Origin of the sequence: Nocardia sp. NPDC051570 (assembly GCF_044454005.1) — a bacterium.
In the GTDB taxonomy this organism is placed as follows: Bacteria; Actinomycetota; Actinomycetes; order Mycobacteriales; family Mycobacteriaceae; genus Nocardia.
Genome location: NZ_JBITDI010000012.1, coordinates 252,692 through 272,398, shown reverse-complemented (window position 1 = coordinate 272,398; position 19,707 = coordinate 252,692). Strand labels below are relative to the sequence as shown.

At 59.8% G+C, this 19,707-nt stretch carries 19 protein-coding genes; 16 read left to right on the top strand and 3 right to left on the bottom strand.

Going from position 1 to position 19,707, the window contains the following annotated elements; all coding sequences use genetic code 11:
• Positions 1 to 313: hypothetical protein (locus tag ACIA76_RS29090; RefSeq protein WP_397156146.1), on the top strand; the 313-nt coding region annotated here is incomplete at its 5' end.
• Positions 314 to 729: 416 nt separating this feature from the next.
• Here the strand turns inward: ACIA76_RS29090 and ACIA76_RS29085 are convergent.
• Positions 730 to 1,563, bottom strand: a complete 834-nt coding sequence (locus tag ACIA76_RS29085; protein ID WP_397156144.1) for a class I SAM-dependent methyltransferase — start codon at positions 1,561 to 1,563, stop codon at positions 730 to 732.
• A 269-nt stretch (positions 1,564 to 1,832) separates the two neighbouring features.
• Between ACIA76_RS29085 and ACIA76_RS29080 the strand changes: the two genes are divergently transcribed.
• Both ACIA76_RS29080 and ACIA76_RS29075 read left to right on the top strand, forming a co-directional pair.
• Entirely contained in the window at positions 1,833 to 3,710 is a 1,878-nt protein-coding gene (locus ACIA76_RS29080) for an ATP-binding protein (protein ID WP_397156142.1), read from the top strand.
• Entirely contained in the window at positions 3,643 to 4,083 is a 441-nt protein-coding gene (locus ACIA76_RS29075) for a tetratricopeptide repeat protein (protein WP_397156140.1), read from the top strand. The genes ACIA76_RS29080 and ACIA76_RS29075 overlap by 68 nt, the downstream gene beginning before the upstream one ends.
• 645 nt (positions 4,084 to 4,728) lie before the next feature.
• Here the strand turns inward: ACIA76_RS29075 and ACIA76_RS29070 are convergent.
• Both ACIA76_RS29070 and ACIA76_RS29065 read right to left on the bottom strand, forming a co-directional pair.
• Positions 4,729 to 5,862: an acyl-CoA dehydrogenase family protein gene (locus ACIA76_RS29070; protein ID WP_397156138.1), complete on the bottom strand. Its 1,134-nt coding sequence runs from the start codon at positions 5,860 to 5,862 to the stop codon at positions 4,729 to 4,731.
• A gap of 826 nt (positions 5,863 to 6,688) precedes the next feature.
• Entirely contained in the window at positions 6,689 to 6,850 is a 162-nt protein-coding gene (locus tag ACIA76_RS29065) for a hypothetical protein (protein ID WP_397156136.1), read from the bottom strand.
• 101 nt (positions 6,851 to 6,951) lie between these two features.
• Between ACIA76_RS29065 and ACIA76_RS29060 the strand changes: the two genes are divergently transcribed.
• The 13 genes from ACIA76_RS29060 (at position 6,952) to ACIA76_RS29000 (ending at position 19,698) form a co-directional block, all read left to right on the top strand.
• Positions 6,952 to 7,959 carry a ParB/RepB/Spo0J family partition protein gene (locus ACIA76_RS29060; RefSeq protein WP_397156134.1) on the top strand — a complete coding sequence of 336 codons (1,008 nt, stop codon included), beginning with the start codon at positions 6,952 to 6,954 and terminating at the stop codon, positions 7,957 to 7,959.
• Between the two features lie 30 nt (positions 7,960 to 7,989).
• On the top strand, positions 7,990 to 8,961 hold the full coding sequence (locus tag ACIA76_RS29055; RefSeq protein ID WP_397156133.1) for a helix-turn-helix domain-containing protein: 972 nt from the start codon (positions 7,990 to 7,992) through the stop codon (positions 8,959 to 8,961).
• 62 nt (positions 8,962 to 9,023) lie between these two features.
• The gene (locus ACIA76_RS29050) at positions 9,024 to 9,929 is read left to right on the top strand and encodes an ABC transporter ATP-binding protein (protein WP_397156131.1); all 906 of its coding nucleotides are present in this window, start codon (positions 9,024 to 9,026) and stop codon (positions 9,927 to 9,929) included.
• Positions 9,919 to 10,677, top strand: a complete 759-nt coding sequence (locus ACIA76_RS29045) for an ABC transporter permease (protein ID WP_397156130.1) — start codon at positions 9,919 to 9,921, stop codon at positions 10,675 to 10,677. Before ACIA76_RS29050 ends, ACIA76_RS29045 begins: the two co-directional genes overlap by 11 nt.
• 856 nt (positions 10,678 to 11,533) lie before the next feature.
• Positions 11,534 to 12,007 (top strand): helix-turn-helix transcriptional regulator, encoded by a 474-nt coding sequence (locus ACIA76_RS29040; RefSeq protein ID WP_397156128.1) that lies wholly within the window; start codon positions 11,534 to 11,536, stop codon positions 12,005 to 12,007.
• Positions 12,008 to 12,117: 110 nt separating this feature from the next.
• A complete protein-coding gene (locus tag ACIA76_RS29035; RefSeq protein WP_397156126.1) occupies positions 12,118 to 12,984 on the top strand; it encodes a 2-keto-4-pentenoate hydratase in 867 nt (288 codons plus the stop codon).
• A 27-nt stretch (positions 12,985 to 13,011) separates the two neighbouring features.
• A complete protein-coding gene (locus ACIA76_RS29030) occupies positions 13,012 to 13,875 on the top strand; it encodes a hypothetical protein (protein ID WP_397156124.1) in 864 nt (287 codons plus the stop codon).
• Between the two features lie 56 nt (positions 13,876 to 13,931).
• The gene (dmpG, locus tag ACIA76_RS29025) at positions 13,932 to 14,972 is read left to right on the top strand and encodes a 4-hydroxy-2-oxovalerate aldolase (protein WP_397156122.1); all 1,041 of its coding nucleotides are present in this window, start codon (positions 13,932 to 13,934) and stop codon (positions 14,970 to 14,972) included.
• 9 nt (positions 14,973 to 14,981) lie between these two features.
• Entirely contained in the window at positions 14,982 to 15,845 is an 864-nt protein-coding gene (locus ACIA76_RS29020) for an HpcH/HpaI aldolase/citrate lyase family protein (RefSeq protein ID WP_397156120.1), read from the top strand.
• Complete coding sequence (locus tag ACIA76_RS29015; RefSeq protein ID WP_397156118.1) at positions 15,838 to 16,380, top strand: MaoC family dehydratase; 543 nt, start codon at positions 15,838 to 15,840, stop codon at positions 16,378 to 16,380. The genes ACIA76_RS29020 and ACIA76_RS29015 overlap by 8 nt, the downstream gene beginning before the upstream one ends.
• Before the next feature lie 38 nt (positions 16,381 to 16,418).
• Positions 16,419 to 17,597, top strand: coding sequence for an enhanced intracellular survival protein Eis (eis, locus tag ACIA76_RS29010; protein WP_397156116.1), 1,179 nt, complete (start codon positions 16,419 to 16,421; stop codon positions 17,595 to 17,597).
• Between the two features lie 134 nt (positions 17,598 to 17,731).
• Positions 17,732 to 18,682 carry an NAD-dependent epimerase/dehydratase family protein gene (locus ACIA76_RS29005; protein ID WP_397156113.1) on the top strand — a complete coding sequence of 317 codons (951 nt, stop codon included), beginning with the start codon at positions 17,732 to 17,734 and terminating at the stop codon, positions 18,680 to 18,682.
• Positions 18,682 to 19,698, top strand: coding sequence for a radical SAM/SPASM domain-containing protein (locus ACIA76_RS29000; RefSeq protein WP_397156111.1), 1,017 nt, complete (start codon positions 18,682 to 18,684; stop codon positions 19,696 to 19,698). The genes ACIA76_RS29005 and ACIA76_RS29000 overlap by 1 nt, the downstream gene beginning before the upstream one ends.
• Positions 19,699 to 19,707 lie beyond the last annotated feature (9 nt).

Sequence of the window (19,707 nt, the reverse complement as noted above, 5' to 3'; positions counted from 1 at the left end):
GAACGACCGGCGCTTGCGAGGAGGCATAGCGACATCCTTCCAGCAGGACCTCCGGTCCTGCCAAATCAGTGTCCACTATCCGGGGGAAACCTCAGACGCCGTCTCTCATCTGGAGAACGACCCTCGACTGCTGGCCCAGCGTGAACAGATGATCGACGCGCTCAACCAACCGCCGGCGCGCCAACCAGCATCGGCTCCCTCACCCTCTTGGCCCCAACAGGTCGCTGCTCCAGCACCCCGACGCGAGCCGACGCCTAAAGAGGAAGAAGAAACAGATCCCTACTACCAGCGTAAGAGCTGGCTGGAGTACTAACGCAAGGTCAGAATAGATATGTTTGCGTCCCTCTAAACGCCCGGCTCGGTGATAGCACTATTCGGTGCTCCGATCGCTGTCGGTGCTGGTCCGGGCATCTGCTGCCGCTGCGGAAATCTATGCGCGTAGCCGATCGGCGCGGCGGTCGTCGAGACCGGTGTAGATGTCCACAGCGTGGGTCCATGCATTTATGGCGTTTGTCGTGTCTGCGATGTGGGGAGAACCGACTCTCGGGCGCCCCTTGCGTCGCGTCGCCGAACAATCCTGTTGATTCGATTGCCTGAATGGCGCAGTCTTGTATGTCCTATACAAGGTTTGGCCGGGCCGCCACACGTGCCGACGGGAGCGGTGCTATGGCAGCACCAATTCCCGTCGGGCACCGAAGGGGCAATGTACCGCGAAATTGGTTCGCTGAACTATGATTTGGTAGCTGAGAGAGCGTACAGCAGAGGAATTTTCGGATCGGTCGGTGGCAGGTACCACCACCCGCTGGCGTCATCGCGGAGCATGCGCTCCCATCGAGGCCATGGCACCTGATCGGTCTCGCGTAGCCGGGTGATGGTCAAGCCCGCCTTGATCAGGGCGGTGACGACCTCACCGAGACCATGTGCCCATTCGTATCCCTCGGTCGCGTCGGTCGGCAGTGCGGGTCCGTCGGTGTAGGTATAGGCGGAGCTGTGGTCAAGCGGGCCGCGACCTTCCAAGTAGTCGTGGCACAGTAGCAATTCCGGTTCCTGCGGTTTCGGTCCGAGGGAGGTGAGGACAGGATGGAACTCCACGATGTATAGCAAGCCGCCGGGACGAAGCAGATCGGCGATCACCGAGGCCCAGCGGTTCAGATCCGGCAGATAGCACAGTGCCCCCTTGCCGGTGTAGACGATGTCGAACCTGGCCTCCCCGAGGGCCGCTACGCTGTCGTACACGTCTGACCTGACATAGTCGATGTCGACTTTCTGTTGGTCAGCGAGATGACGAGCGTGGTCGATAGCCTGCCCAGAGAAGTCGAGGCCCACGACGGTTCGTGCGCCGCGCCGCATGAATGCAATTGTTTCCGTGCCGAGATGGCATTGCAGGTGCACGACGTCGCGGCCGGCCAGTGATCCAAGATCGTCCCATTCGAAGGGAGCGAACCACCACTCCGCCGGTGCGTCGTAGAACTTCGACGTCGCATGGATAGGGGTCCGGGCGTCCCAGTTGCGTTCGTTGGCGCGCATGCGCGCAGTCGTCGTCTGATCGAACTCGCTGACCATGTGGGTGGTGGCTCCTGTACCTGTGTACGTCCGACGCCTTCCTCATCGCCCGGTCAAGCGCGCTCGATCGGTGACCAGAACGATGGCTACGGCACTCTCAGCAGGATAGGCGAAACCCGAACGCTGTTGTGCGCGAGCCACAATGGACGGACTCTCCGAGCGCTAGCCCAGCATGAGATCGGACAGCGTACAGGCATGAATCAGGCTGTCGGATGCCATGGTTTGTCGTACTGTGCAGAGGTAATTTTGGGGGCTTGAAAAGGGTGGAGATGTCTGGATCGCAGACCGACGGGCAGCTGTTGCGCGGTTTACGCGAACGAGCGGGTCGATCACTATCCCAGCTGGCTGGGGCCACACACTACGACAAGGGGTACCTGTCGCGGCTGGAGAACGATCGACAGCCGTTGTCCAAGGCGGTGGCCGCGGCATGCGACCAGGCACTCGACACCGGCGGAGTGCTTGCGGCGAGGGTAAAGGCCGCTGCACAGGGGGCACGCCGCGACTTATTGCCGGTGGCGCAACTACCGGCCGCGCCTGTATCGCTGGTGGGCCGCACTGAAGAGTTGGAACGGGTGATAAGGCTGCTGACCGCTCATGACGGCGGGTTGGGCGCGGTCCCTGTGGTGTGCGTCGATGGCCCGCCGGGGGTGGGTAAAACCGCGTTGGTGCTGACGTGTGCGCACGGGATCGCCCGTAACTATCGCGGCGGAGTGCTGTTTGCGAACCTGCGCGGTTATGGTGGCGGAGCTGGCCCAGCGAACCCTGCCGAAGTCCTTGACGGGTTCTTGCGCGCCCTGGGAGTGCACCCGAACCGCATCCCGCCCGGTCTCGACGAGCGGTCGGGATTGTTCCGGTCGGTCGTGCACGGCCGAGGAATCCTGATCGTGCTGGACAATGCCGGAGACAGTCGACAAGTGCGGCCGCTGCTGCCGGGCTCGGCCGAATGTGCGGTCTTGGTGACCAGCAGGCGGCGCCTGACCGGGTTGTTCGTCGCGTCATCGGCGTCTGCCGTGACGTTGAGCCCGCTGGCGCCCGACGATGCGCACGTGCTGCTTCGACAGGTGATCGGTGGGCGCGCCGCCGCCGAACCCGCCGCAGTGGCCACCGTTGCCTGTCGGTGCGCATTCTTGCCGTTGGCGTTACGCATCGCTGCTGTCCGGATCGCGGCATATCCGCACCGCACCATCGCTGATCTGGCCGACGATCTCGCCGCTGAACACGAACGACTGGATGTCCTCAGCGCCGGTGATGTCACCGAGCTCGAGGTGCGAGGCGTGTTCTCCTGGTCCTATCAGGCGTTGTCTTCCGATTCTGCTCGAATGTTCCGGCTGCTCGGGCTGCATCCCGGCACCGCGTTCGGAGTTGGCGCCGCTGCGGCACTGGCTGGCGTCACCGAATCCGACGCTCAACGAGAGTTGGATAATTTGGTCACAGCGCACCTGGTTGAGGAGACGGGTCGTAACCGGTACCGCTTGCACGACCTGCTGCGGGTGTACGCGGCCGAGCTGGTTCGCAAGGAGGATCTTGACGCCGAGCACGCGGCAGCGGTGCGGCGACTGGTGGACTGGTATCTGGCCAGTGTGGACGCTGCGATGCAAACCATCGCCCCCCAGCGGCCCCGTATCAGCCTGCCCACTCCGATCGATGGAGTGACCCCCATGCGGTTCAACGGCGATTACGACAGTGCCCTGCGCTGGTGCGATACGGAACTATCGTCGATAGTTGGTGTGACTCGACTGGCCGCCGACAAACGCCTATACGACCACGCGTGGCGGCTCCCGGTAAGGGCGATCTACTACTTCCTGTTACGGTGTCCCTGGGACGAGTGGATCGTTATGCACGAAATCGCGATAGAGGCGGCCCAGGCCGGGGGAAGCACTTACGGCTATGGAGTGTCCTCGAGCAATCTCGCCGAGGCTCACCGGCGCCGCGGCGAGTGGGACATTGCGGAGCCGGCTGTTCAGCGAAGCGCTGGCCGTCTGCCCCGACCAGTACGACCGCGGCTGGGCGACGGCGGGCCTGGCGTTCATCCAGTTCGACCTCGGAAACTACGCGACCGCAGTGCAGTACCTGCACCGGATGACCGAGATTTTCACCGAGATCGACGTCGTGTACGGAGTAGCAACAGGCTGTGCGCACCTCGGTGACGCCTACCGTGAACTCGGGGATCTCGACCAAGCCTGGTCCTACGGCCAGCGCGGCTGTGACCTGTTCGTCACGATGGGCGACCGCCAGGGCCAGGGCTACGCCCTGACCAGGCTGGCCCGCACTGGCCGTAGGCGCGGCGACCCTGCGGCCGCGCTGGCTCTGTGTGACGAGGCGGAGGTGGCCGGCCGTGAGACCGGTGATCGGTGGGGTGAAGCCGATGCGTTGGAGGTTCGCGGACAGACCTTGCGTGAGGTCGGTGACGAACACGCCGCCACATGCGCGCTGACCAGGGCGTTGGAGATCTTCGAGGGGCTGGATGATCGGCGCGCCAGCCTGCTCCGCGCTCAACTCCAGGCTACAGACAGCTTGTAGAGTCCACGCGTGACCTGGCCGGGCTACCGGGTCGGCAGTCGCCTGAATGTGTTCGCGCAGCGTTTCCGCGCGCTGGACCCGCGGGCACCGCCCGGCAGTCGCTGTAGCTGGCTGCGCCCCGTCCACCGCATCTCGCACCGTCCGTCACCTCACCCCATACTTGGCCTCGAGCTGACGCCCGGACATCCTCGCACGCGCGTCTCGCTGGAGGGCGGTATACAGGGCACACGAGACAGCGACGACTCTCCTCCAGTGCGGTCCTGCGAAGCACGAGAAGCGTTGCGCCGCAAGCAAGATCACGCTGTCACTTTCGCCGATACAATTGCCACCTCCTACCGGGGGCCGGCGAGATCCACCGACCGGTGACGTCACAGATCACCGACATAGCCAAACGGACCCACCGCGACGGTCAGGACAACGATATCCAGGACCAGAGCAACCGCCCGCGGCGGGGACGGCCAGCTCGATTCGCGGCGTAGTCCGATTTGACCATTGCAGCGTGAGCCGCCAGCCACTACTGTAAACGGCTGGCACAGACGTAATGAGGGCGGAAAGTGCGCCCTTTGACAGTTCAGAGTCATCCCACCGCGGTGCCTTGGAGAACACCATACCGACCAAGAACCGTGCAGCCGAATGCAACTCGAATCAGTCGGAATCCACGCCCAAGACGTCTTTGCCTATGACGGTCGCGATCACCTCGGTGGAGTAGGCCATCAGCTGGCCCGCCTCAGCGTCCCGGAGGTGTCGCTGAATCGGTGACCGTTTGAGATATCCAGAGCCACCGCCGACGCGGACGCCCAGTTGCGCCACAGCGACGGCGACCTTATTCGCAAGATACTTCGCGCGGGTGAGGGTACCGAAGAAGCTCGGCACCGCATTATCAGCTTCCCAGAGCCCTCGTTCGTAAAGCGCATGTGCGGCCGCGAGTCGGATCTGGGCATCAGCCACTTCGTGCTGCACCCATTGTTGATGCGACAGCGGCTTACCCAGAATCTCTCGTTTCGACGCGTGCCCGACAAGCGCTGCGAGGGCGGCGTCGGCGATGCCCAGCGAGATAGCCGGAAGCCCAGCTGGGATGACCTCAAACTCGCCATGGCCCGGCGCGCGCCCACGATACTCGGCGCGAAGCACAGTGTTGTCGAAGGACAGCAGTTGGCTTCGAGTAGCGCGCAGGCCGAGGGTGTCCCAAATGGGCTCGATGGACACGGTATCGTCCGGCACGACGGCGAAGATCGTCGGCTTCTGGTCGACCAACACATTCACGATTAGGTAATCAGCGATCTCGGCGCCTGAGACAAACCGTTTTGCGCCGCTGAGCATCCAGCTGCCGTCGACTGCGACGGCCTCATGTTGCGGGTTGAGGAACCGGTTGCCGCTGGCGGGCTCCGACAACGCAACCGCGAACCGCTTGCCCGCCAGGAACTCGTCTGCGAAAAACGAGCCCGCCGATTCGCGGGTGAGCTCCGCGAGCCCAACACCTGCACCCGCGTGCATCGTCCAGATGGTCGCGACGGACGGATCGGCTTGCGCGAGGGTCCGCGCGATCGCACCAAAAGCCAGGTAGCTCAGCCCCGTTCCTCCGACATGTTGCGGCAGGACCGCTGAATCGAGCCCGGCCTCGTGCAACGCGTTCAACGCATCCACCGGAATCTCCGCCTGCTCGTCGTTAGAAGCTGCCTGGGCTTGAAACCCATTGGCCAACAACATAATTCGGTCGAACAGTTCTTGTTCGGCGGCGGGCAAGGAGAAAGAGAGCTGCATAATGTCCAGCATAGCCATGCGGATACTCTGAGGGAGCTGTCGGTGCTGCCACGCTGGCCGCAGATGAGTCGCTCCTGTCGAGTTTCGACAGCGAACTTGCCGGATTCTGTTACTCGATTGTTGCCAACGGAACCTAGTCAGTCCTGTTGGCCTGCAGGTGATCTCACCGCTCCCCAGCGCCGATCTTGACCTGGACAAGCGATCTGACCCCGGACGAGCATTGGCTGGCGGGGTTGCCAATTTGGTTGGCAACCGTCGACTCCTGTCTCCGCTTCTCTTTCCAGACAATAGTGATCGGGGGGACGCCCCGGGCCCCAGCGGGACAGAGCGGATCAACCTAGGAGGAGACGATGCTTGTACATCTGGTGGCGCAAGCACCTAACGATGCCGTGTCACCGCCCAACAGGCACGTTATTCGCGAAATCACCGCGCCCCACGGCGCCGTGGATAGCCCGGATCACGCAACTGCAGGCCGGCGGCCAACACCTGGCTGCGAGCTGCATCGAGGAACTGCAGATTTCGGACATGCCCGATGGTTCGGTCGATACTCAGATGTACCTACTAGCTGCACTATGCGTTCGAGATGTCAATAGACAGCCTCGTCGTGTGGCAGCGTTACAAGTGAGAGTGCACCGATCTGAAATGCATGGAGGGGAGAGATCGGTGCACCCCACCAGCAGTACTGCCCAATAGATTACGCGAGTCAAGTGGGCGTGACCTGAACGAAGCCAGTGACGGTAAGCGATCGGACCACTATCGCGGTATCCGAATGATCATTCGATTAGTATCTTACCTAATGCTGCCATTTCTATCCATGGGGGAGAGCATGGTCGTTAGCGCGCTTTCAGCAGATACCAATAGCACATTCGGTGATCGAGCCGACCTGATCGACGTCATAACTGCCTACGGGATCGAGGCTGTGATTGCGCGCATCGCCACACTCCGTGCCAGCGGACGTCGGCATGCCGCGAGGGCAATCGAGCGCGAACTGAGTCAGCTCAATCATCTACGACAGAATGCCAGTTCTCCAGCCGGAGGTTAATTACTCATCTTCAGGTGCAGCATTATTCGAATGACTTAACTTGTGGACCCAAAGAGGGATTCTCTATGAGTAGCGTTACGAATATCGGTTTGTCCACGAGCGGAATCCATCCCGTGGACCGCTTAACAGGCGAAACGTTGTCCTGCTCGAACATCGTTGAACTCCCGATTGCCGATCTGCTGCCTTCAGATTCATCGCCGCGAACAGCAGGGGAAAACGCCAGTCACACACGAATGCTCGCGGAGTCGGCGACTACGCTTCCGCCGATCGTCGTCCACCGCGCCACGATGCAAGTCATCGATGGCCTCCATCGCGTCCGGGCAGCCCAGCTACGCGGTGACACGACCATTGCGGCGGTGCTTTTCGACGGCCAGCCTGCGGAGGCGTTCGTTCTGGCGGTGAAACTGAATGCCGTACACGGGTTACCGTTGTCGCTCGCCGACCGGAAGGCCGCCGCGCTCCGCATCGTCTCATCGTATCCGGACTGGTCGGACCGGTCGATCGCCGCGATAGCCGGGATCTCACACCATACAGTCGCCGCGATCCGCAGCCGGTCTACTGGGAAATCTGCCCAGTCGACCGGACGGGTGGCACGCAACGGCGTGCTGCACCGATCGACCGGCAAACGGGGGCGCCAACGTGCTGCCGAATTGTTCGCTGCCGACCCGAACGCATCAGCACGGAAGGTGGCCTTGGCGGCTGACATCTCGATCACCACAGCGAAAGACGTGCGCAAGCGATTGCGTGCCGGGGAGCAAATTGGAAGTGCCACCGACGTGGCTTCCGCCCGTGGACCTGCACGCCTTCCTGCAAGAAGCGTACGGACGCCTCACCCGCAGGAGATCGATACCACTGAAATTTTACAGCGGCTGCGTAGAGACCCTTCTTTACGTTTCGCTGAAACCGGGCGGAAGCTGCTGCGTTGGCTGGAGACTCCCTTCGGGAACGATGTCGACTGGAACACTATCGCCCGCAGTCTGCCGAATCACTGCACTCGTAGCATCGCCCAACTCGCTCGACAGCGCTCCCAGGAGTGGCAACAATTAGCAAATCTACTTGACCAATGCTCATAATCGAAAATCGATGGCAAGGATGACGGCATAGTGGTCGCATTCGGGGATGCGCTGCGCCAACTCCGTACGGAGCGAGGTTTGACCGTGACGGAGCTAGCGAAGCGAATACATTTCAGCAAAAGTCACGTCAATAATGTCGAACACGGGACGAAATATCCTAGCGAAGAATTCGCGCAGGCTTGTGATGATGCATTAAGAACGCACGGAGTACTGCGGGCGTTGGTTCCTGAGCGGCGTCCGCGCCTGTCGGCCGCGGCGGTACGGCCCGCCCAGCTTCCACCCGGCACGAGGCACTTCGTAGGGCGAGCCGAACAGCTTCTATGGTTGGATGACCTCCGGCTCGGCCACGATGGACCACTGGTGATCGGGATTGATGGGAAGCCAGGTGTGGGTAAAACAGCCCTCGCGCTGGCCTGGAGTAGGGGGGTCCAGGACTTCTATCCCGACGGTGTCCTGTTCGCTGACCTGCGAGGACACTCACCCACTCATCCGCCGGCAGAACCTGGCGAGGTGCTAGAGGAATTTCTCCGAGCACTGGGCGTTTCTGCGGATCTAGTACCGAATACAGTTCAGGAACGTACAGCGTTGTATCGGAGCCTCTTGGACGGTCGGCAGATCTTAATGGTGTTAGACAACGCCGCCTCGTCATCGCAAGTGCGTCCCCTACTACCCGGCGCAAAGAGTAACGTCGCTGTGGTTACCGGCCGAGCTCGGTTGTCCAACCTGGCGGTCCACGAGGGCGCCTTCCTGTTGACACTGGGAGTGTTCACTCCGGAAGAGGCGACCGCACTGATGCGCGACGTGGTTGGCGCTGAACGAGTAGACGCTCATCCGGAAGCAGCTGCAGACGTCGCTAGGCGCTGCGCTTATCTGCCATTGGCAGTGCGTCTGGCGGCTGAGCGTATCGCTGACCGTCCGCAATTGACGCTGGTTAAGCTGGCCGACGAACTGGCCGCAGAGCATGCGCAGTGCACGGCATCGGATGTGATCCGCTCACACTGAGCCGTCTGCTGCGGGAATGGGAACGATCGACAAGCGCGGGCAAATAAAGGGAGTGCGACGCGGTGAATTTCGCGTACAGAGTCGAAAATTTGGTCAAGCAGTATCCGCGGGATAAGTCAGTAGCCGTGGATGGGGTTACCTTCGAAATCGAGGAGGGGGAGATCTTCGGTCTACTCGGTGACAACGGTGCGGGAAAGACGACGCTTGTCCGCCAGCTGGCCGGACTGCTACGGCCTACCTCGGGCCGGATAGAACTCTTCGGGCGGGACGTAGTCCGAGATCCGGGTTTTGTGTCGACTGCAGTAGGATATATGCCGCAGAGTAGCGCAGCATTGAACCGGTTGACCGTCGGTGAGGCGATCTATTTTTCGGCGCACTTGCGCGGATTATCTCGCCGTGATTCGCGTCGCGAGTGCGACAATCTACTGGATCTGTGGCAGCTCGGCCGGATCAGGACCAGGGCCTGCTCCCAGCTGTCAGGGGGGCAGCGTCGGTTGTTGCAGCTCGCTGTAGCGACCTCTGGCCATCCACCTGTGCTGATCCTGGACGAACCAACAAATGAGCTCGATCCCGTCAACAAGAAGCACGTATGGGAAGTGCTACGCGACTGGAGTATGCGGTTCGGGACAACGATCGTGCTGGTCACCCACGATGCAGTAGAAGCAGAAAAGGTGATTGAGCGGGTCGGAATCGTGCAGAGGGGTTCGTTTACAGCGCTAGGGACACCGGCTCAGCTCAAGGCAGCGATCGCGATGAAGCTACGTATGGAGGTGCGGTTCGATCCCCAGGACTCACCGCTGTTGCCGTCCACTGTGGCCCCACAGGAGAAGGCTGAGGGTTATTGGATGTTCATACTCGACCGGGACGAGGCCGCAAATCTTTTGTCCGCTATCGATATTCGAACACTGACTGACATTCGTCTGAATTCAACCACTCTTGAGGATTTGTACATTCACTATGCCTCCTAGACTCAAGCGACCAGCCCTGAGTGTCCAGCTAGTCGATCTCTTCCTGATTCAGCTCTCAAATTTCCGATGGTCCTGGCGTGGAATGGTTGTAACAGGTATTCTTACGCCGGTTCTCATTATCGGCTCCCTAGGGGCCTTTGCGCGGGGTGACAAATTGAGCGCCGCCTACGTGCTGTGTGGAAGTATCGTTCTGTCACTGATGTTCCAGAACCAGAACAATGTCGCAAACAATTTTGCCTATATGAAGCAAATGGGAACTCTGGACTACTTCGCGACCTTGCCGATTCGCCGCTCTTTTGTGATTGTCGCGACAGTTCTTTCATTTTTCCTCCTATCTATACCTGCGCTTGTAGTCACAACCGCGGTCGGAGTGATCCTTCTTGGTGTGTCAGTTCATCCGAGCCCGCTCGCAATGTTGTTGGTTCCGCTGTGCGTTCTGCCTCTGGCTGGCATCGGCGCGTTGATCGGAATCCTCGCCAGGTCCACAGAAGAGGCCGGCTCGGCGAGCCTGCTAGTAACGATGTTGTTGCTTTTCTGCGGGCCAGTCATGCTTCCGCCGGACCGCCTGCCCGATTGGGTGATTGGGCTGAGCTACCTCAGCCCAACCTCCTATGCCTCCTCCGCGATCCGCCAGGTTCTCGTCGGGCCGGTCACTGACAAGCTGTGGATCGATGCCGGGGTTCTGCTGCTGGTGTCGTTTCTGAGTCTATGGCTTGCAGGTCACAGGTTGCCGTGGCGCGAGAGGTAGCCACCTGTCGGTAGGTTCTGGTCCGGTGAACGCAGGGTGTGATGCCGCCATGGCGTTCGATCCCAACCGATGCCTACCGGTCGATGGTAAAGCCACTCCTGGCATCGAGATACGTTGCAATGCTCTGCGTTTTCGCTGGGACAGGCACACCGCGATTTGCTGCCACTCGCACCTTCCAACTCTTCAAGCCTGTCAGAAAGTCTCAGGGGAAACTAGCAGCGTCCAGGCGCTCGGCCCGTCGGGTGCCCTAGCCCAGCACCAACGATGTGCTGACTCACTGGGGAGGTTCAGCACATCGGCATCAGTGAAGCGTCGACAACCAACGCGGCCCTAGGGGGGCTCAATGGGTACAACCGTACATGCATCACAGAACAGCGCAGATGGTTCGGGTTCGGGACTCGGCCCCCGCGATACCACATTGGGCCGCGCGCTGCGCGGCCGGGTGAGGGACGCGCATTACGACGAGCCGTCGGCGACAACAAACATCGCAGAACGAACGGTCGAGCTGGGTCGTACGACCCTCCATAGGGTCGGCTTCTACGCCGCCAAGAGCAGTGCACACACTGTCCGGACTCGCCCTCACCACCTGGCAATCGTTTTCGCTTGCGAGGGAGCGCTCGTAGTCGGCCCCGCCGGACAGGAGGTATCTCTCGGCACCGACGAGATCGCGGTCTGCGACAGTTCCTTTCCACTGCGAATCCGACGGCCATCGTCATGGGTGTCGATGGCATTGATTCTTGTAGTACCAGCCTCGATGCCGCTCCATGATGAAGGGGCGCTCGATCGGCCCCTCACCCGCATCCACGGGGACACTGGACTGACCGCTCTACTACGCGCATTCCTCCTAGGCGTGACGATGCACGCACGCGACCTGTCTGCTGTGGAGACGCTCCACATCGACTCCATCGCGATAGATCTGGCCGACTCGGTCATGCTTCATGACCGCGGCCTAGCACTCGAATCATCGCAAACCGTAATCGAGCAAGACCTGTTGTTTTCTGAGATCCGCCGCTACGTCGATGCTAATCTCGCTGACCCGGACCTCACGTCCAGCCAGGTCGCGTCAGCCCACCACATCTCGGTTCGGCATCTACAACGCCTGTTCAAGGCGGTGGGCACCACCCCCTCGGGCTGGATCCGACGCCGCAGGTTAGAAGCATGCCAGCGTGAACTGCGTGATCCTGCGCTGCGCACACTGTCGATTCAGGAGGTGGGTATCCGCGGAGGGTTTCTCTTGGCCTCGGATTTCAGCCGAGCCTTCCGCGCTCGATATGGGGTTCCTCCGGGGAAGTTTCGAGACGAGTGGTTCGGTCGAGACGCCAGCCGATAATCAACCAGTCGCGGTCTGCTAATGACGTCGCTGATTCTAGGGGTCAGTATTGGAACAAGGGCTTCCTGAGACGCCCTCTCCAAATTCCGTTCCACTGCGAAGGAAGCATCATGGTCCGCGCAGCACAGCTATCGTCTGATGAATTCGCCCGTGCTTTCGATTCGAGGGCACGATCGTCCCCGGGTAGTCAGGAGGCCGCCTATCGCTTGTATTGTGCAGCGCGAAATGGCGACCGTGTGCGACCACTGGACGTAGCATCTTTCGATGCAGACAATCTCGACGACGCCTATCGCGTTCAGCATATAAATATTCGACGGGAGATAGCCGACGGCCGCTCGATCTCCGGTTACAAGATCGGGCTCACATCTGAGGCGATGCAGCAACAACTCCGCACCACCGAGCCGGACTCCGGGATAATTCTAGATCACATGATCCGACGCAGCGGCTCAACTATCGACGAGCGAGCACTGTTCAGCGGTCGAATTGAAGCAGAGTTTGGCGTCGAGCTGTCACCGACGGCGACTCCGGAGCAACTGTCGGACGAGGCCGGGATTCGTCGCAACATTTCACGAACATTCCTCGCGTTGGAGGTTCTCGATACACGATTCGAGAGCTGGTTGATAGGCTTGTGGCACAGCATCGCCGACAACGCTTCCTGCGGCCTGGTGGTGATGGGCGAACCAACCAGCGCCGTCGCGGCCGACATGTTGAAAGACTTACGGATCGACATTGTGGTCAATGGTAGGCACCAAGACAGCGGCTACGGTTCTGCAGTGTTGGGAGATCCGATCAACTCCGTCGTCTGGCTCGCACGGCAGTTGAAACGATCCGGCCTGTCATTGCATCCCGGCGACATTGTGATCACGGGCTCGGTTCACGCGAGTATCGGTCTCGACGGCGTGTCCGAGGTCATTGCTCGATCGAGCGAACACGACGACGTAGTTGTCCGGTTCGGACATGAATCCATTAATCGTTGATTTCTATGGGGGTTTCTGATGCCAGTGATGCGTACCGCCATTGTCGGGGCCGGGAGAATTGGAATGGATTTGCTATATCGCGCCGCGAGCATCGATCTCCTCAGTGTTGATCTGGTGATCGGTAGAACTGGAAGCAAGGGATTGTCATTGGCTCGTGACGCAGGATACGCGGTGTCCGACCGGGGACTGACTGCGGAGCTCGACAACGGCGCGGAGCTCGACGTGATATTCGACGCATCCGACGCCGAAGCGCACATCGGACACTGGGCCCGAGCTCGCGAAACCGGTGCGCTGATGGTCGACCTGACCCCCAGCCACATCGGCCAGGCGATTGTGCCCGTCGTGAACCTCGACGACGTCCGGAAGAGCCGGAACATCAACCTTGTGAGCTGCGCCGGCCAGGCATCTATCCCCATCGTCAGCAGAATCGTGCAGGAGCTCGCCCCGGCGTACGTGGAGGTCGCGGCCACCGCGGCAGCTGTGACTGTCGGGCCGGCAACCAGACGAAATATCAACCCTTTCATCGAGAATACAGCGGCCGCGATCCGAGAGATCTCTGGCATGTCGAATATCAAATTCATGGCGGGCGCAACACCTGCGGTTCCGGAACCCGACTTCAGAGTGTGCATTGCGGTGACTGGCTGTGCGGCAGAACTGTCTAGACTGGCACTTGAACAGATTGTTCAATCAATTCAGAACGAAGTAGCATCCTATGCACCGGGCTATTCCGCCGAGGTGATGGAGCATTCCGATGCCTTTACCAAAATTATGGTTACTGTTCGCGCACATGCACCACTGATTCCCACGTATGCTGGAAATCTCGAGATCATCAACAGCGCTGCGGTAGAAATCGTTCGCAAGTACGCCGAGCTGCATTACGAAGTGGCGTGACCGCGTGGAGCGAATTGGAACACGCTCCAGCCTGCTTATAAAGAGGGAGTTCAACCATGACGACTGATACTTCGCCTGCACGGACAGTCACGTTGTATGACGTCACACTCCGAGACGGTCAGCATGCGATCGCGCACCAGCTCGATATCAATCAGATCGTCCGGTATGCCGAAGTTGCAGATGATGCTGGCATACCTGTCATCGAGGTGGGGCACGGCAACGGATTAGGGGCCTCGTCGCTACACCTCGGCCAGGCTCGCCTCGACGACAAGGTCATGCTCGCGACCGCACGCAAGGCCGCTCCGAACGCCCGCTTGGCAGCATTCCTCTGTCCGGGCACGGGTACATTCAACGACATAGACATTGCGCATTCGTGTGGTGTGGATATCCTGCGCATCGGCGTACATGTCACCGGCGCGGACTTCTGTGAATCTTACATTGGTAAAGCGCTGGACAGAGGGCTGGAGTGCCACGCTGTTCTGATGATGAGCCATATGGCCGATCTGGACGAACTGGTCGTCAACGCGAAACTGCTGGCCTCCTACGGATGCACAGCGGTAGGGATAATGGACAGCGCTGGACACCTGCTGCCAGAACAAGTCACCATCCGTATCGGCGCTATAAGGCAGGAGACCGCTGCCGATGTGTCATTCCATGCCCACAACAATCTCGGGCTGGCAACGGCAAACGTCCTGGCAGCCATCGACGCGGGAGCGGTAATCATCGACGCAAGCTCCAGAGGATTTGGTGCGGGAGCAGGAAATGCACAGCTTGAGATCATCTGCGCACTGTCGGAGCGCCTCGGTTATTCCACCGGCGTCAGTCTGGACGGATGTCTTCGTGCCTCGGAGGTCGCAGGCGCCGAGTTGATTCAGACCCCCCCGATCATCGACTCGGTCAGCCTTGTGAGTGGGCTGGCCGGTGTCTTCTCCGGATTCAAGAGAAAAGTGCTAGAAACCGCGGCCAATTATGGCGTCAGTCCGTGGGACATATTCTTCGAGCTTGGTCGCATGCAGGCGATCGCCGGCCAAGAGGATCTAATACCTGAAGCAGCACGCCGCTTGGTGGCGAAGCCTACCGTACACCCCGCTCACTAAGGAGACGACATGTCACCCGATGACACTTTGATCAACCGACGTCAACGTCGAAGCGCGCTGATTACTCCTGCATTGCGGCCGGACAGATATGTCAACGCACTGACCTGTGGCGCCGCGGTCGCTATTGTGGATCTTGAGGATTCAGTTGCAGTCGACAAGAAGTACGATGCGCGCCAGATGGCCGCTGAATTTTTCTCGCTGCAGGTGGAAACCGAGACCGTTCGCGGAATTCGTATCAATGCACTGACCACCGAACATGGACTTCGAGATTTGCTGACAATTGCCGACTGGCCATCGAAACCCATCAGCATCCTTGTTCCGAAAGCGGATTCTCCGCGAGATTTCGATATTGTCGCGGAAATCCTGGATCGGGATGATTACAAGCCTCTCCTATATGCGCTAATCGAAACTCCGCGGGCAGTCGCCGATGTGCAGACTATCGCCGCGCATAACCGCGTCGCCGGCCTCTCCTTTGGCGCTGCCGACTACGCGATGATGATCCGCGCCACCAGGGAATCCATGCCGCTTCTCTCCGCGAGGCAGGCAATCGTCAACGCCGCGCACAGGCACGGAAAGATGGCCGTGGACTCTCCCTTCTTCGAACTCGAAGACACCGATTCTCTGATCCGTGAAACCGCCTCAGCGAAATCATGGGGATTCCATGCAAAAGGTGCTGTGCATCCCAGCCAAATCGAGGTCATCGATTCTTGGTTCGCGCCGACTCCAGAGGAGATTCGGGTCGCCTACGAAATTCTCGAGAGTGGCGCCCTGGATTCTGGTATCGCCAATATCAACGGGAGGATGGTCGGCGCCCCGATCGCTGAGGATGCACACAAGACAGTTCAAGAATATGAAAGGGGTAGCAATGTTTGAGGCAGCAAATAGACATGACGCGCTACAGGGATACAGGCTGCTGCGCTCAGGCGCCTATCGCGAGGTTGTCGGAATGGGCTTCGCAGACCTTTCGAAGGGGCTGACAGTCGAACATCGCCCGGGCCGCACTGTGACCGAATACGATAACATTCTCTTCTGCGGGCTGACCGGAAATGTTGCTCCAATTCACACCGACTACAAGTTCGCCGAGAAGACCCGTTGGAAACAGGCACTGGTCTGTGGGTCCGTTACCTTGGGAATAGCCGTCGGAATGACTACACGAACATTCAGCGGAATGACGATCGCAAATCTCACCTTGACGAATGCCAAGTTCATCGGGCCCGTGTTCGCTGGGGACACCTTGTATGCGACGAGCACGGTGAATGAACTACACAAAACAAGTTCGCTTCCGACGATGGGAATTGTGGACATCACTACCGTCGGTTATGTGGACGGACGAGAAGTCCTGAGTTTCGACCGATCCTTCATGCTGCCTATCGATTCGAATGCCAGCCGAGATGACCTCGGATACTGACACGCGGCCAACCGGTGACCCGAAGGGATCTGAGCTCGATGACAACCGATTTCAGAGTGACAACTGCTTCCGCGGAGCAATGGGCCGAGTTCATCGTTCTCGCCCAGCGGAGCTATGGCCAGGAGATCAACGACGCAGAACAGCTCCGAGAAGTAGCCGACTGCAGGGTGGCAATACGGTCGGAGACCGTCATTGCCGGTGGCGTCGGCATCGTCACTGGCCAGTTCTTCGGTGGGCAGGAGGTCCGCTGCGGATTGCTGGCCGGCGGATGCATCGCTCCTGAAGAACGAGGAAACCGGCTCGCCGGCGAACTCCTACTCGGTCGCCTTGGCCCTCTCGCAGACGCTGGCGCTGTGGTCGTGAGCGCGTGGACAACCTCCAATGAATACGGTCGGAAAATCGGCTGGCAGGCACCATGTGCCGTGCACTCCTGGCGAGTTCGAGCCGACGATCTGCGCCGCGGATTTCCCGGCTCTGGACATCGAGTCAGCTTCGGCATAAGCGACGGTGGTGAGTCGCTGATTAGCGAGGTGGCTCAGCGGTGGAATGGAGCGATCCGCCGACCACCTTGGTGGACGGACTGGAAAACCCGTCAGATGGGTCTCGGCATCTACGAGTTCCGAGACGACACGGGTGCTGTACGTGGCGTAACCGCAGTGTCGGGAGTATCGAAGCAGCCAGTCAAGGAACTGCGTGTGCACGATTTCATCGCAGGTGACCGAGCTGTGGCGTCAAGCATGTTCGACTTCTTGAGCCGCTACAACAGTCTGGCAGAATGGGTAGCCTTCCGGCGCGCCAGCCTGCCACCTGCACCTCTGCTGTTGCACAACCTGAGCCGCGTTCGAGCACAGGCTGAATCGCACCACCCGTGGATGCTGAGAATTCTCGATATTGAGGGTGCGCTGCAGCAGCGGGGTTGGCGTGAATCGGCGAGTTCGGCGTTCACAATGGAAGCTGTCGATAATTTCACGGACACCGTGCACCGGTTTGACCTGGAAGTCGACAAGGGAGTCTCGCACGTATCCAAGTCGACACGCAAACCTGACTTCACTTTGGATCTCTGCCAATTGGCTACATGGTATGCCGGTGGGTACCGCTCGGCCGAATCGGCACTGCTCGACGGAATTTCGTCCCACATGTCATCACCACAGCATGGGCTCGAAGACTTCGTGTCGTTGACCAACGCACAAGAGATCTGGCTGCCCGAACAGTTCTGAAAGTCGATCGCCAAGGAAGCGAGCCGGCCTCCGACGCCGAACCGAGTGCGTCCGAAATTCACGGGCATCAGATACCGGGAACCTAGGTAGATAACGGCAGGGGCGACGATCCTGCCGGAGGGGTAGGAATAACGATGTACGACAACAAAGTGCTCATCACCGGGGGAGCCGGGTTTATCGGTGGTCATCTCGCACGGGCGATGGTAGCCCTCGGATACGAGGTGGATGTTGTGGACGACCTGCGGGTGCCGCCGATGGTCTCTCCTGATGGTTCTGCCAAGCTGCTCGAAAAGCCGGTCCTCGACCTCGACGAGGACGATCTCGCCAATGTGGGCATTGTGTATCACCTCGCCTCGCACAAGAGCGTCCCCCGCTCGTTCAACCAGCCACTTGACTACTTGGACAACATCGACTCCTGCCGGCACCTGCTAGCACTGTGCACCGGAGTCGGTACGCCGAAGGTCGTGGTGGCCAGCACCTGCGAGGTGTACGGGGAAGCGAGCGTGCTCCCGACGCCGGAGGGAGCTCCTCTCGCACCTCGCTCACCCTATGCCGCCACCAAAGTTGGGGTGGAGATGATTGCGAGAGCCCACCAGCGCGCCGAAGGCGCCCCAGAGGTCGGCATCGCACGATTCTTCAATGTTTACGGTCCGGGCGAGCGACCCGATGAGCTCGTACCGCGGCTCTGTGCGAACCTCCTGGTGAGAAACGAACTGCCGGTTGAGGGCGACGGCGAACAACGGCGCGATTTCAGCTATGTGACCGACACGGTCCGCAAGTTGACTGAACTTGCCACTGGTCCGCTGGCAGCAATCGTGAACATCGGCTCAGGCAGATCATTCTCCGTTAACGACGTGGTCCGGGTACTGCAGGAACGTTCGCCCGACGCGAGGGTCGTGAGGAAGCCAGCCAGAATCAACGAGATCCGGGAGTTCCGGGCCGACACCAAGCTTCAGATCTGCCAGATTGGCGACCTTCCCGGGCAAACCTCGCTTGCGGAAGGTATCCGACGCACGTTCGACTGGTGGGCGGACCGAGACCCGGAAGAAATTCTGCGACGCCTTTTTCGAGAGGAATCCAACTGATGGCACACTATGTTGCTCCCGTCAGGGCAAGCCTGGATGTTACCTACGCCTGTGACCTTCGATGCATTCACTGCCGCACGAACACCGGCGAGATACCGAATCATATTCGACGCAAAATGCTCTCCGTCGAGCAGTTGCAGCAGCTGATGATCGATCTGGATCGAATGGGCACTTTCGAGATAACGCTGACGGGCGGAGAGCCGACGATCCGGAAAGACTTTTGGAAACTCTTGGATGTCGTGCCGCGCCTGCAGCACTCGACTGTCACGTTGATCACAAACGCCGCTAACCATTCTAAAGAGCAGCTCGACCGCATCATCGACAGCGGAATTTTGTCAGTCAGAGTCAGTGTCGACGGAACGCGGGAAACATTCAACAAAGTGCGGCTTGCGGACGTGTTCGACACCGTGATCGCCAACGCGATGTATCTACGGGACCGGGTTTCGAGTTTTAAAATTCTAACGACGGTGATGAAGACCAATCAGGACAATATCTTCGATCTGACAGATTGCCTGCGGTCGAACGGCTTTCGTCGGCAGGACCTGATTTTGGTACGTGCGCACGGTCGCGGTGGACGGAACCGGCTGCTGTTGACCGAGCAAGAGACTCTGGACGTCCATCGAAAGGTGGCTGAATTCAAGCGCGATGTTCCGGTAACCGATTTCGATCTCAATCTGAATGCCCCATACCTGATTCCAGGAGAGAAGCTGCGAGAGTTTCAGGATGTCGTGATGTTTCCCTACTACGTCCGTGACAGCGGAGTCGCTATCTCTGCTACGGGCGATGTGACGATGAGCCGACTCTACAGTGCGGTCCCTCTCGGAAACGTCAAAGATGCTCCAGTGCAGGACATCTGGTCGCTGGGGCAGTCGCAGGTCGCGCAAGAACAGGATGAATTTACCGAGGAACGTCTGCGTGAAATATTCTGGAGCTTTGCCGCAGACGACGGCAAGGTGGATATTCCTCTCACCTCGCTCCTGGACAGGCAGATCTTCGAAGGCGCCGAGGTGAGGTAGAGCGATGAT